Genomic DNA, 14,161 nt, shown 5'->3' on the forward strand with positions numbered 1-14,161 from the left:
CCTACATCTTTAGAATTTATCCGGATCTGCTATTTCCCAATGTGCTTTATAACTCTCAGGAATATCCGGTCCTAACAGTTGTCCTGGTGTAAGATATTCATAAATTTCATTAAACGATTTGACCTCTTGCACATTGACTCGTCTCATGATGTGGTTGGGTTTTAAATCGCTGGGATTGTCTAAGCCGAGTGAGCCAACCATCTCCAAAAAGCTTTTCATGGTGTTTTTATGGAAATTGGCGACATGATGTTTTTTCTGATCGACAACCAGACCATATTGTAATCGTTTATTTTGTGTTGTTACTCCTGTGGGGCAGGTATTCGCATTGCATTGTTTCGACTGCAAACAACCCGTAGCCATCATCATTGCCCGCGCAGAATTACACATATCTGCACCCAAGGCGATATTGGTCAGAATATCGAATCCGTTTGCCACTTTACCACTACAGATAATACGAATTTTGTCTCTTACATTAATCCCGACTAAAGCATTATGCACAAAGACTAATCCCGCCTCCAAAGGGGTGCCTATAAAATTAACGTATTCTTCTGGAGCAGCTCCTGTACCTCCTTCTGCGCCATCAACGGTAATAAAATCAGGCAGGATATTTGTTTTGAGCATGGCTTTACAAATGGCAAGGAATTCATCTCTACGTCCCAGACACAATTTAAACCCAATGGGTTTTCCATGTGATAAATCACGTAATTTTTTTACGAATTGTAATAATCCCACAGGGGTAGAAAAGGCAGAATGAGCCATGGGTGAAACTACATCCTGACCCATGGGGACTTTTCTTACTTTTGCAATTTCTTCAGTTAACTTGGCGGCGGGCAAGATGCCTCCATGAGATGGTTTTGCCCCTTGAGAGAGTTTAATTTCTATCATTTTTACTTCTTTACGATTGGCTTCAACGGCAAATTCCTTCTCGTCAAAATTGCCTTGTGCATCTCGACAACCAAAATAGGCGGTTCCGAATTGAAATACCAGATCACCACCTTGTAGATGATAGGTGCTTAACCCCCCTTCCCCAGTGGCTTGGTAAAAACCACCAATCTGTGCTCCTTTGTTCATGGCCATAATTGCTTTACCAGAGAGCGCACCAAAGCTCATGCTGGAAATATTAAAGCGTGAGGCACAGTACGGTTGGAGGCAATCGGGCCCTCCAACTGTAATCCTTGGTTCGACTTCTGAATGATGTTTGGGTGCTAAAGAGTGGAGCGCCCAAGTATAGCCAACACTTAAAATATCGCGCTCCGTGCCAAAAGGGACTGTATCACGAGTATTTTTTGCGCGCTCATAAATGAGTGAACGTGTTTCACGATTGAAAGGAAGTTCACTTTCATCGGTAGCAACAAAATATTGTTGGATCTCAGGACGAAGAAATTCTAGAAAATAGCGCACATGACCCAAGACTGGAAAGTTACGCAAAATAGTGTGTTCTTTCTGAATCAAATCATAGATCCAAATCACAAAAAGGGGAATTAGAAAAGCGATAAACCATTTGATGCTATGAAACATAGCGAAGAGAGCAAGAATAATTAATAAAGCTACTCCAAATCCTATATACCATTGGCGTCTCATTTTTAAGTCCTTTTAATCGTGATCTATTTTTCCTCTTATTTTAAGAGATGGAGTTTTAATAGTATCTCCCCGCGAAAGGCGGGGATTTTTTTTGTAATCGTTCACGCCTATTCAGTGAACGGTTACATTTTTTTTGCAATCCAGTATAAATCAATAATCTGTTTCTGGAATTCGTTCTGTCATTTCATTGCCCACCATTTTATTGATTTTATTTTCCAGTGAGTTAATAAATTGGGTTACCTGATGTTGCTGGTGTGCTTGTTTGTTTTTACATAATATCAATTCATGGCTAATATCAAGCGCAGCCAGCAACAAAGTTTGGAAATTGTCCAGCTGTTTCGATTTCTTTTTATTTATCATGATTTGGTTGTTTAATTTTTGCACTGCAAGTAGTAAATTGGGTTCCTCACCTTCAGGGCATTTAATTTCATACGTTTTATTCAGTAGTTTAACAGTACACGATTTCATCTGCGTCATAATAATAAGACCTTTGCAATTCCATAAAGAGCAGTTATGAATAGTAACAATTTTGCTCGCAAGCAGCAATTAGTAGGATGAACGCTTGCATTAAATCGGTTATCATGGGGTATTTTTCCATTAATGAGTTAAATATGTCTGAAGAAAGAGAACATTTGCATTTGCCTGATTATGATGAGTTTTCTGCATCCATTTCAGTTTTAATGTTGCACATATCAACCAGTTTATTGCATGGAATGATGTGTGGTTACCTATGTGCTGGTGCTGACAGCCAAGGGGAAGCCTATTTACGTGCTTTATTAAATAATAAAAAAGATGAGGCCAGTCGTAATGCAGTTTTAGCAATGTTTGCCGTTTTTTCTATAAGCCAGCAACAAATTAACAGTTTGGATTTTGAATTTAAAATGATGCTTCCCGATGAAGAGGAGTCCTTATTGGTACGGGCACAAGCTTTTAGTGAGTGGTGCGAAGGTTTTACCCAAGCCTTGACTTTAGCGGGTATAGGGTCCAGTCAATTTCATGAGGAAGAGGCCCAGGATGCATTTCAACATCTTATTGAATTTGCTGAACTTGATTGTGACACCTTGGATGTAGATGAAGAAGATGAACGTGCATTAATGGAAGTCAGTGAATATGCACGAATGGCGGTGCTTCGGTTGCATAGTGATTTAATTATGAATGAAAAAGAACGTGGCGGTCATGCTGGAATAACTCATTAAAAGGATTTTTACTATGATTTCCCAACAAGAATACCAGACAAGAAGAAACAAATTGGCGCAAAAATTGCCCGAGGGCAGTATTGCCATTATCCCTGCTGCTCACGAAGTATTACGTAACGGCGATGCGCATTATCGCTTTCGTCAGGACAGTAATTTTTATTATCTCACAGGATTTAATGAGCCTGATGCATTATTGGTTCTTATCGCCGGGGCAAATACTCAGAGTATTTTATTTAACCGCACACGTAATCCTGCGGAAGAGCAGTGGACAGGAAAACGCCTTGGACAAGATGGGGCGCTTTCTAAATTAGGCATGCATGCTGCTTTTCCTATAGACAGCGTTGAGGAAGAATTGCCCAAATTATTAAATGGAAAGTCAGCTATTTATTACTCGCTTGCTCGAAATCCAGAGACAGAAAAAATAATCATGCAGTCATTGCAGAAACTTAAAGCTCAAGTTCGGCGTGGGGTTAAAGTACCAGACCAGCTATGTGACTTGGAGCCTATTTTAGGTGAAATGCGTTTATTTAAAAGTGATGCGGAGCTGGATTTAATGCGTCGAGCAGCAAGCATTTCTGTTAAAGCACATGAGCACACGATGCGTCGTTGCAGGCATTTGGAACATGAGTATCAACTTGAAGCAGAGCTTGTTTATGAATTCAGTCGTCATGGTTGTCGTAGTGTCGCGTATGATCCTATTGTGGGTTGTGGCGAAAATGCTTGTGTTTTGCATTACACAGAGAACAACAAACCTTTGCATCGTGGCAGTTTGGTGCTTATTGATGCAGGGGGTGAGTATGAAAATTATGCTGCTGATATCACCAGAACATTTCCAATCAATGGCAAATTCAGCCCAGAGCAAAAAAGTATTTATGAGTTGGTACTCAAGGCGCAAAAAGCAGGAATTGCAGCGGTCAAACCAGGGCTTCCCTGGAATGGCGTACAACAAATTATGGTCCGCATTCTCACTGAAGGATTATGTGAGTTGGGTATTTTGCAAGGTGATGTAGCGGAATTGATTACTAAAGAAGCATATAAACCGTTCTACATGCATAATTCCGGACATTGGTTGGGATTAGATGTTCATGACAGTGGTCTTTATAAAATTAATGGTGAATGGCGTGCTTTAGAACCAGGAATGGTTTTAACTGTTGAGCCAGGATTATATATTAGCTCAAACAGCGCGGGGGTAGATAAGCGTTGGTGGGGTATTGGTGTGCGTATTGAAGATGATGTGGTAGTAACGAAAACAGGCCATGAGGTATTAACTGCAGCATTGCCTGTGGATGTGCATGAAATTGAGGCATTAATGCGTGATTAATAAAGAGATTGATATACTGGTTATTGGGGGTGGTTTAACAGGCGCAACTTTAATGCTTGCTTTGCAAGGATTAGGGTATAGTACTTTATTGGTAGAAGCGAAACCGTTTAGCAACAAAATAAGCCCTGATTTTGATGCGCGTTCTTTAGCTTTATCGCCTGCGAGCCGACGCATTTTAACAATGCTCGGCGTTTGGGATCTTCTTAAAAAGCATGTAACTCCTATAGATACTATCCATGTGTCCGATCAACATCACTTTGGGATATCACGCTTGCAGGGTGAGTTGGATGCTCCTTTGGGCCATGTTGCAGAAATGCAGCATATCAATCAGGCTTTGCATCAATTATTACCTCATGACCAGCTAATTGCTCCAGCGAGCTTACACTCCTTGGATTATGAGAACCATTCGGCAACAATTCTCACTGATTCTGGTGAAATAAACATTGTGGCACGTTTGATTGTTGCTGCGGATGGTGCTCATTCTGAAGCGCGTCGTTTTTGTTCATTACCGGCTAACACCAAGCTCTATGGTCAACACGCGATTGTAGCTAATATTGGTTTGCTTAAACCGCATCAACATCGTGCTTATGAACGTTTTACTCGTTATGGTCCGTTGGCGCTTTTACCCATGCAAGAAAATCGGATGTCTTTGGTTTGGGCCGTGCCTCCTAAGGAAGCAGAACGCTTATTGTCTTTATCTGAGGTGGATTTTTTACAAGAATTACAACTTGCTTTTGGTTATCGTTTAGGTCGCTTTGCCAAAGTAGGTAAACGGTTCTCCTATCCTTTACAACAAGTTTTAATGCCAAAACAAACTAAGTGGCCAGTAGTTTTTGTAGGTAATGCGGCACACACATTACATCCCGTAGCGGGGCAAGGATTTAATCTCGGGCTAAGAGATGTGGCTACTTTAGCGCAATGCATTGCCGAGCGGGGACTTAATGCTGAAATGTTACACCAGTACGTGCAATTAAGATCCCATGATCAAAAAGCAATTACTCGTTTAACGGATGGATTAATCCAAGTGTTTACCAGTCGTTTACCTGGGTTGGGAGTTGCTCGTGGGTTAGGATTGATGGCTCTTGATAATATTCCTGCATTGAAGAACCTTTTAGCACGATATGCACGAGGATTCGGGGGGGTGATTCCTGATTTGGTCTGCGAAATTGCTTTGCCAAAGCTACAAAAATAGTTATGAAGGAAATGAAATGAGTCTGCAATTTAATGTATTGATAATTGGTGGTGGTATTGTGGGCTTAACGGCAGCCTTAGCTATGGCCCAACGTGGTTACTCTGTAGCAGTCATTGACGCGGGTTCATTAAAAGTCGATTGTTCACAACCAGATACTCGTGTTTATGCGATTAACTATGCTTCACAGGCACTGTTGCAGCAATTAAATGTTTGGCAATACTTGGAGAATACACGCGTTTCTCCCTATCGTCGTATGTATGTTTGGGATGCTGAAAGCAAAGCACATATTGATTTTGATTCACGTTATGTGGGTGCACAGAATTTAGGGAGCATTATTGAAGAATCTGTCTTAAAACACGCTTTACTCCAACAAGCTTCGACACAATCCTCCATTCATTTATTTCCTGAGAGTTACGTGGAAGAAGTATTTAGTGAGGACGCCAAAGTTAAAGTGTGCGGCAATCAGCAGGCTTGGGAAGGACAATTGTTAATGGTTGCTGATGGAGCAAATTCCCCGGTTCGCCAAAAACTCAAGGTGCCATTAAACAGCTGGTCTTATGATCAACATGCATTGGTTGCCACGGTATCTGTAGAGAAAGAGCATCATCACACTGCATATCAAGTATTTCGCGCTGATGGGCCTTTGGCATTTTTACCTCTAGCTGATGCACATCAATGTTCTATCGTGTGGTCCACTAGCCCAACACAAGTTAAAAAATTAATGAATCTTTCAGAACAGGAGTTTAATGCCTCCTTAACTGAAGCTTTTGCTAAAAAGCTTGGACAGGTTGAAGTAATCAGCACGCGTCATCAATTCCCTTTGCAAATGAGGCATGTCAAACACTATGTAGGGAATCGTTGGTTACTTCTTGGTGATGCGGCACATACAATCCATCCTTTGGCCGGTTTGGGATTAAATTTAGGCCTGGCCGACGTGCACTCCTGGATTCAGTGTTTGGATGCTGCTCATGATACCCTTGTATCCAAAAAAGCATTAGGGGCTTACCAACGTGAGCGTAAAAATGCAGTATGGCAAACTATTCTGTTGATGGAGGGTTTCAAACGATTATTCAGTAATTCCTTTCTGCCTATTGTTACCTTGCGAGGTTTGGGCTTAGGTTTATGTAATGGATTTACCCCTATAAAACGATTATTTATCCAACATGCGCAGGGCATACAGCCATAAAGTGTAATATCTTTGTACTCATCATTAATATAATCTGATGTGCACATAGAGTTAAAATCAGATTGTCTCTAGAAATAGCTGGACAGGCTCTTTTTTTTTACTAAAATTCGCTGCAAATAAATGATGTAGAATCAACATGACAAGAACCGTTAAATTTTTAAACAAAGTAGATCAAGAACAAGCTTTAGAAGAAATGCTCGCAGAACAATTGCTTTTTTTCCCTGAGCAGACGGAGTCTCGATTAAGACTGCGTAATTATTTGCAGAATCAGTGCAATCAACCAGACTTTAATTATTTATCTACGGATTATGATCACGGTGTAATTATAGCCGCTATTCCAAATCTTGGTTCCAAACAATTGGGAGTATATGCCGCCAAATCATTTGAGAAAGGTGATATTGTTGGCGAAATAAAAGGCATTGATTTATTTGGTATACAGCCTAACTCTAGGATGGAGCAAGTAGTTAAAGAATATCAAGGCGATTCTACTTATGTATGGCAATTAAATTTAGATGATAAAGATGAATATGCTGTAGTAATTGATATGTTGAAATCAGGGTCCAGTACCCGCTGGGTTAATCATGCTGCAAAACCTAATTTAGAAGTAAAAGTCATTTGTAACCAACAAAAAGACAAGTTTGGAACAGTTGTATTTGATTATCATGCTTATTATATTGCGACCAGAAAAATTGCTTTTGCTGATGAGTTAACTATTTCTTATGGAGATGAGTATTTTACAAAAGATCGTCCGCAAATTTTGCGCCAACCACAAACGCTGATTGAAGTTCTGCGGAGTTTAGCTAAAACACTCGGTCAAGAATTTACAATAAGTGATGTGAGTACGCGTGAAGGCATAAAAAGCTTTTTCGATTTATTAATAACCCTAAGAGCAGCTATGAAGAAAGAATCTAAAAAGCAAATGTATTTAGATAAAAATTTAGATCCTAAAATATATGATTTGAATAAATTTGAAGACGTAGCGCGTTTTCAAAAAAATCAAAAAATGGAGCTACAAAGAAACTCACCTTACCATTTGTTTATAGCACCCACGGTACGAAATGGAGTAACTCGTTATTCCTTATTTAGCGGGCAGGAAATTCCTGCGAAAAAAACACTATGCCGGCTCGTAGGTCAGGGCATGGATGATGTACCTGAAAAGGATACAGCGATCGGATTGTGGGCAGTACAACGTGGTTTAGACACAAACTACTTAGTGCAATCAGGTGCGGGAGGATATCTTTATACTAAAGATAAAGCATCAGAAGCCTATTGCATAGAAGGTGCAAATCGTCGAAAAGAAATGAATGTTCGATTTGATTTTGCAACGGACTCTTATGTAACGACACGTCAAATTCAACCAGGCGAAGAAATTCTTGCCTATTACAGCGACTATGATTACAGTGCTTCGCCTACCAATTTGACTCAGGTTGTCGCTGATTTTAATGAATCCCAATACTATTACCATGCTGACTGGAGTGAGCATGGAATGGCCATGGAGTATGTGATACCCAAAACTCCTGGTTATAATTTGGATGAGATGGATGAACCGGTTTTTTCGCCACCCTTTAAGGAAGAGCAAACAAATGAGTGGCTTGTAACATCTGATTTTGAACAAGATACTGGTGAGAGGATTCTAACACCTGGCCATAATTCTGATACTTCTGAGCAAGAATTTTCTCAGCGTTTGGAGAAAGAACTTTCAGAAGAGAGTGAATGCAGTCATGAAAAAATGAAATCGACTTGGAGTCCGACGTTCCAGTTCAGTGAAAATCTGACTACCAAAAAAAGAAAACGCTCTGAACTCACCAAAGATGAAGAGGGAATCAGCCCAATGACTATTTAAGTGCACCTATTTGTAGCTTGGGTACGACGAAGTGAAACCCGAGTTTGGGTCCTGTGGACCTTTATCCGGGCAACCCTTAAAGGCTATTTTAAACGAGAAAAATGTTCACGACTAAAAGCTACTTTTTCGGCAACTGATTCGTTAGGATGCTCCCTATAGTGTGCTTCAATTGTTCGGTAGCGTTTTAATCCACCTTCCCTGTTTGCAATTTGTATATTTAAGCCAGGTCGCGCATTGAGCTCGAGCATTAAGGGTCCTTGTTCTTTATCAAGAACTATATCTACCCCAAGATAGCCTAGACCAGTGAGATCATAGCAACTGGAGGCAATCTCAAGTATTTTATTCCAATAAGGCACTTCGATGTTCACGATAGGATTAAGCGTATCAGGATGATAATCAATGATGTCATTATGATATACTCCACCAAGAGTTTTCCCTGTAGCGAGATCTACCCCAACACCAATTGCTCCTTGATGTAAATTGGCTTTTCCGCCAGACAAACGTGTAGGAAGCCTCACCATGGCCATAGCGGGATAGCCAAGTAGACTAATAATTCGAATATCAGGAATGCCTTCGTAGCTTACCTCAGCAAATACGGGATCAACCACGACACGTTTCTCGATAATGGCATAGTCAGAGGAGCCCCCAAGACTGTATGCCCCCGAAAGCAGACACGATAAATGATAGCTTAGCTCCTGGGTCGTGGTTAGCTTTCCATTAATTTGTCGATAACGTCCATAGACCTTATCTTTAAAAACTAAAATACCATCGCCACCTGATCCCCGTGCGGGTTTAACAACAAAGTCATTATAAGGCTCCAAGCGTTCCTCTATGGTTTTAATTTGTTGTTCAGTTTCGATAATATCGTATAAAGGTGGAACCGCGATTCCTGCTTTTAGAGCCAATTTTTTTGTTTTTAATTTATCATCGACTAGAGGAAACAATTTTCTTGGATTGTAGCGTAACACAAAATCAGTATTGCGCTGGTTGATACTTAATATTCCATGATTTTTTAAACGACGAAACAGCGTAATCATTCTACATGTCTCGCAAGTGACTTAAAGCGCTTCAACTCAAATAATCGGTATCCGCGGTATTGACCGAACCACAATATCAAAGCGAGCAGAACTAGGAGCAGCTCGGGGAAAGCAAATACAAGATATTGTAATGGTTCATAGCTCATCGCCCAATAAGAGATTACTGCAGCGACTAGGCTTCCTATCCCTGATTTTATTGCTTCAGAGGCGCCCCTCTCATCCCAGGTGATGCACATGCGTTCTATGGTCATGGTTAAAATGACCATGGGGAATAAGGCAACAGAGAGTCCTGCATCTAATCCAAGACTTTGACTGATGACACTTATGAAGATCATGAGCAAAATGACGACAGTAAGAATTGCCGCGAGTCTTGGTACCAAAAGTAATCTTAATTGATCCAGATAAAAGCGTGCTAGGAGTCCAAAAGATACGATGATGACAAAGAGGGAAATTCCCCAGATTACATGGGTTTCTCTAAAGGCTAAAGCAATTAAAACAGGCATAAAAGTGCCGAACGTTTTAATCCCAATAAAGTTTCGCAAAATCAAGATAATAAAAGCACCTATGGGTACCGTTAATAAAATCTTATAAGTTGCCTGAACATTGACCGGTAGTTGCAATAAGGAGAAACGCAACAGTTGTGAGTCTGATTGTAAGCCTCTCGATTTGGCAATACTTAAGGCATTGATGGGTGTGGGGGACACAGTTAAACTAAACTGAGCTTTTTTACCACCTGTTACATTAAATACAGGTTCATTGCCATATTGCCAAATTAGGAAATCTTTAGGTAGTCCAGCACTACCTGTTTTAGGATTAATATAAACCCAGTTTTTGCCATTGAATACGGCCAAAAATGAACTTAATTCGGCCTTACTCTTTTGAGATAAATAAATCCCTTTTACTGGAATTGCAGAAATTTTAGACTGATTCAAAATGAGAATTGCTGCATTAATGAGACGTTCGTCGCTAAAATCATTACTGGTCAGTAACTTGGCATTCCCATCTTTTTTATTCAGTTCTTTAATCGTACTTTGGGCAAAAGTTTTAATGTCCGCAGAGGATTGTCTTACTTGGTTTGTAATGGTTTCAACTGCAGATTTTTGACTCTCAGCAAGCGGTTGTGTTTTGACTGCCGGAGGGGTTGCTAATGGTGATTCATTTCCCTCAGTTTGACGGAAAATCGCTCTGTAATATAAGGATTGTGAGCCATGAGCGCGCCTGATGGACCAAACTGTTTCCCGATTATCACCATTTAAATTGGTGGTTACCCCATAATTTCTCGATACAAAATACTCATCAAGAATTGCAAAGTGTGGTGGTAAATAGGGAATATTAAAACTCGCCTTAATCGGCGTATTTGGATCCGCAACAAAACGTAAGTTCGATTCAATCGTCCAACTGTTTATTGTTTCGGTGTCGGTCAACGGTACATCGAGCACAAAGTGTCGGTACAAAAAAATCCCTGCCCCTAGGATAAATAAAGTAAAAATAAGTCCATAAACATGACGCGTGTTGTTTTTCATTATTTCTTAAGACTCTGATTTCTTAACGTAAATGTCAGTGCAGGATTTACCGCACCATTAAAAGCAATAATTGCATCTCTTCCTAAAAGCAAAGGATAGAGGAAACGTTTGCGATTGGTTAAATTCACTTTAATTGTTCTCACTTTATCGCCAAGCTGTATATCAAGCAGTACGACAGGGCGTTTGATTGGTGCATGTGCTAGTATTTCTGAACCATGTTCTCCATCACGAACTTTAATTTTTACACGACCTTTATATTCTGCCTCAAATTGATAATCTCCATTTTTAGTTGGGACAGTAAAGCGCAAATAAGGCACACTATTTTTAGTAATTTCAGTTATATTGGTCGCATTTAATGAAGCTGACTTAGCTCCGGTATCCAATTTTGCTGAGAGTGTTAAATTTTTCCCTGGAAAAGTAACTTTCTCAACATAACCGTAAATTTGTGTTTCATTTGATGCCATAACAGGTCCAGTCATTAGTGCCGCAAAAATAAAGAGAGCAAGTATTGATCTCATTGAATCCTCTTTCCTGAGTTGTTTTATTATTAGTGCAATATCGTAGCAGATTTTGCCTCCTAAGTCACAACCCGTATTGAGTTTAAAGAAATATTTTTTGTACGAACTGAGTATGATATCATTATCGACCTGCAGGAAATTTGTGTTTTTTTGATTCAGGATGAAACGATTATTGACATCAAGCACAATTATCCATATAATCCGCGCCATCCTAACTTACGGTCATTTTTGTGTGTAAGAATGTCTAATAAGGGCGAAGAAGGTTCATCTCTAAATTCAAAAGACCTCATTTTCCTCTTGGCGATTGCCGGCCGTATCGACGCGCAAAGTAGACTCCTCGCTCAAAAACTCGATAAAGATCGTTACATCTATCATGCTTATGCAGTTCTGGATTCACTAAGTTCCTCTTACAGTATGTTTAAATACTTTTTAGAAGTATTTCTTGCCAAAACTGATGCTGACTCAATTCGTAAAATATTAACCTCTCCTGAAGGGATCGCTGCAGTTTCTGCAGAAGCAATTTTTTTAGTGTCGTTTTCTTTTCTTGCAAGTGTTTTTGATGGTGAAGAAAATAACTCAGTAAAAAAATTCATCGCAGCTGCTTGGCCCTATTTTCGTGATGTAATGAAGGGCTTAAAAAATGCTTATAAGGGGTGGAGAAGTACAGTACAAGTTTTAGGGATACTCAGCGGGATGGACCTTAAATATATGGTCGTCCCTGTTGGTTTAGTATTAGGTATTTTTGCAGCCGCCAATCGTTTCTGGGTACGCAGTATGCTTGAGCGGCGTAAAACGCAAATGAATGAAAATAAACAGCTTTTAATGGAAATTCAACTGCTGACTTCATTAACAGCAACAGAACGTGAAATTTATTTATCACGCATAGAGTATCAGAGCACTGATGATCGTGTTTATGCTTATTTAGCGGTTGGGGCTGGTGGATTGCTTGATGGTTTATACCTTTATATAGGTGTGGTGAGTCTTTCAGTTCTTTCCCCACCCCTCTTCCTCGCCATGTCAGTTCTTAGTGCTTTTTATGCGCTGGCTTGTGTTGTTTCTCGAATTTATGAGGAATACGATTTTCAGTTACGCCTGGAGGTTACGCAAACCCGATGTAAATTGGCACTAACAACTAAAGAATTAGAACTTACTTATGCCAAATTGCTTGAGTTACAAGGAGAGGGTAATAAAAAACCAGGAGCCTCCTTAGAAATCCACCAATTGAAACAGAGAGTGTGTGAATTAATTAAAGAGTTTGAAGAAGAACGTCAATTATTACAAGATCAAACAACGCACAGTTATTTCACTGCGGGTTTATTGGGAATGAAATACGGTTTGTATGCTTATGGTGTATTGACCAGTATTTTATTTACAGTTGCCTCAGTATGTTTAGTTACCTCAAGTGCCTTTCCTCCTGTTTTACTTGCTGCATTTATTGTTTCTGGTCTGATGCTAATGATTGGAATGACCGCTTATATGCTGAGCGCCCATTATCAGCATATGCAGCAGCAAAAAGCAGAGAACGAAAAAGAACATTCTTACGATCAAATAAAGGAGATGAAGAAGAATATCGAGGCACAAAATAATGCTGAGATTTTAGGTGCAGAGAGTTTTAAGACATCATTAAAAGATGGCCTTAATCTCAACTCCTCGCCACAGTATTTTTTCCAAGAATGGTTTGAAGTGTTCCGCTCCCTCGCGTCTGGTGTATCTAAGGGAAATAATTTCTCTAATTTTGCAATGACCTCTTGTCAGGAAGAGGATCCGGATGGACATTATCATGATACTCCGGTAATGGGTGTATTAGCGATAGCTAATGCAGTCTTATTTTCATTAGTTCTAGGCCTTAGGGCTTTAGCACGTGGCTTAGGGCGCCCACCCCAAGGTCAGGTTCGCCCGTCTAAAGAGAGTGAAGCTGGCCAAGATGATGTGTCGATGGATAAACTAAAGACCCAGTCCCAAAGGGAATCAAGTGAGCCCGCCAAAAAAAGAGCCCCTGATTCCCTGCCAAAAGCCAACTCATCTTTTTCACTTTGGAATTTCTTCTTTCATAAAGCTGCGCCGCCTAGAAATTCCCCACCAACTATGAATCATTCAAAAAGCGACACTGATTTAACTCATCACGCCACAACTAACGCTGGCAGTACAGTTCTGGGTTTAGAGTAGGATCATTGTACATTTTAAATTGATGATAGATTCTGAAAGTACGTTTTCTCGCTCTTACTTCCTCAAGTAATTCTTTGAAGCACTGAGCTAATTGTTCTAATTGTTGATTAATGATCATTAACTTATGGGTACAATTTTTACGATGTTCCTCTGTAGCATCTTCGCGCTTGGTTTGTAGATCCATATGGTACGATTTCAAGGATAAAATAGACAATCGATCAATGATCATTCCTGGTGATTCAGAGTTCACTGGACACATTTTAAAGTGTTCCGGTTGCAGCTGGTTAACAAGCCATTCATCCATCGCTTCCATCCGGTTGTTACGCAATTGATTAAATCGGTCAATCTCTCTTTTTGCTTGATATACAAACTCATATCCTTGATCATCTCGACGTGCTCTATCTTCCGCATGCCAGAGCTGATAGTTAAACGCATGATTTTCTTCAACTAAACGACAAAATTCTTTGTGTTGATGTACTATACCTGAGGCTTTCCATTTGATGATGGAGTTTTTATGCAGACTGGTGATTTCTGCAATGTTAATACTATCTAACATGTTTTATCCTGTATTTTTTGAAAATGGGTGCCAGTTTAACCC

General features: G+C 39.9%; 12 protein-coding genes. 6 read left to right on the top strand and 6 right to left on the bottom strand.

Features of this window, described 5'->3' with window-relative positions; all coding sequences use genetic code 11:
- Window positions 1-9: 9 nt before the first annotated feature.
- Window positions 10-1,581, bottom strand: coding sequence for an FMN-binding glutamate synthase family protein (locus tag Lstg_RS03920; protein WP_058476358.1), 1,572 nt, complete (start codon window positions 1,579-1,581; stop codon window positions 10-12).
- A 150-nt stretch (window positions 1,582-1,731) separates the two neighbouring features.
- A complete protein-coding gene (locus tag Lstg_RS03925; protein WP_058476359.1) occupies window positions 1,732-2,058 on the bottom strand; it encodes a cell division protein ZapA in 327 nt (108 codons plus the stop codon).
- Window positions 2,059-2,192: 134 nt separating this feature from the next.
- On the opposite strand from Lstg_RS03925, the gene Lstg_RS03930 reads away from it, so the two are divergent.
- The 5 genes from Lstg_RS03930 to Lstg_RS03950 all read left to right on the top strand — a co-directional run bounded on the left by Lstg_RS03930 (window position 2,193) and on the right by Lstg_RS03950 (window position 8,319).
- On the top strand, window positions 2,193-2,777 hold the full coding sequence (locus tag Lstg_RS03930; RefSeq protein WP_058476360.1) for a UPF0149 family protein: 585 nt from the start codon (window positions 2,193-2,195) through the stop codon (window positions 2,775-2,777).
- 13 nt (window positions 2,778-2,790) lie between these two features.
- Window positions 2,791-4,098 (top strand): Xaa-Pro aminopeptidase, encoded by a 1,308-nt coding sequence (gene pepP, locus Lstg_RS03935; protein WP_058476361.1) that lies wholly within the window; start codon window positions 2,791-2,793, stop codon window positions 4,096-4,098.
- The gene (ubiH, locus tag Lstg_RS03940) at window positions 4,091-5,290 is read left to right on the top strand and encodes a 2-octaprenyl-6-methoxyphenyl hydroxylase (protein ID WP_058476362.1); all 1,200 of its coding nucleotides are present in this window, start codon (window positions 4,091-4,093) and stop codon (window positions 5,288-5,290) included. Before pepP ends, ubiH begins: the two co-directional genes overlap by 8 nt.
- A gap of 16 nt (window positions 5,291-5,306) precedes the next feature.
- A complete protein-coding gene (locus Lstg_RS03945) occupies window positions 5,307-6,476 on the top strand; it encodes an FAD-dependent oxidoreductase (protein WP_058476363.1) in 1,170 nt (389 codons plus the stop codon).
- Between the two features lie 136 nt (window positions 6,477-6,612).
- On the top strand, window positions 6,613-8,319 hold the full coding sequence (locus tag Lstg_RS03950; RefSeq protein WP_058476364.1) for an SET domain-containing protein: 1,707 nt from the start codon (window positions 6,613-6,615) through the stop codon (window positions 8,317-8,319).
- An 83-nt stretch (window positions 8,320-8,402) separates the two neighbouring features.
- Here the strand turns inward: Lstg_RS03950 and Lstg_RS03955 are convergent, their stop codons facing one another.
- The 3 genes from Lstg_RS03955 to Lstg_RS03965 are packed head-to-tail and all read right to left on the bottom strand — an operon-like array spanning window position 8,403 to window position 11,583.
- Window positions 8,403-9,356 (bottom strand): alpha-L-glutamate ligase-like protein, encoded by a 954-nt coding sequence (locus Lstg_RS03955; protein ID WP_058476365.1) that lies wholly within the window; start codon window positions 9,354-9,356, stop codon window positions 8,403-8,405.
- Window positions 9,353-10,879 (bottom strand): inactive transglutaminase family protein, encoded by a 1,527-nt coding sequence (locus Lstg_RS03960; RefSeq protein WP_058476366.1) that lies wholly within the window; start codon window positions 10,877-10,879, stop codon window positions 9,353-9,355. Before Lstg_RS03960 ends, Lstg_RS03955 begins: the two co-directional genes overlap by 4 nt.
- Window positions 10,879-11,583, bottom strand: coding sequence for an ATP-dependent zinc protease family protein (locus Lstg_RS03965; RefSeq protein ID WP_238585367.1), 705 nt, complete (start codon window positions 11,581-11,583; stop codon window positions 10,879-10,881). The genes Lstg_RS03960 and Lstg_RS03965 overlap by 1 nt, the downstream gene beginning before the upstream one ends.
- A gap of 54 nt (window positions 11,584-11,637) precedes the next feature.
- Between Lstg_RS03965 and Lstg_RS03970 the strand changes: the two genes are divergently transcribed.
- Window positions 11,638-13,563: a hypothetical protein gene (locus tag Lstg_RS03970; protein ID WP_058476368.1), complete on the top strand. Its 1,926-nt coding sequence runs from the start codon at window positions 11,638-11,640 to the stop codon at window positions 13,561-13,563.
- Here the strand turns inward: Lstg_RS03970 and Lstg_RS03975 are convergent.
- Window positions 13,529-14,119: a DUF4254 domain-containing protein gene (locus Lstg_RS03975; protein ID WP_058476369.1), complete on the bottom strand. Its 591-nt coding sequence runs from the start codon at window positions 14,117-14,119 to the stop codon at window positions 13,529-13,531. The genes Lstg_RS03970 and Lstg_RS03975 overlap by 35 nt on opposite strands.
- Between the last annotated feature and the right edge of the window lie 42 nt (window positions 14,120-14,161).

The sequence above is a fragment of the Legionella steigerwaltii genome (genome assembly GCF_001468065.1).
Classification (GTDB): Bacteria; Pseudomonadota; Gammaproteobacteria; order Legionellales; family Legionellaceae; genus Legionella; species Legionella steigerwaltii.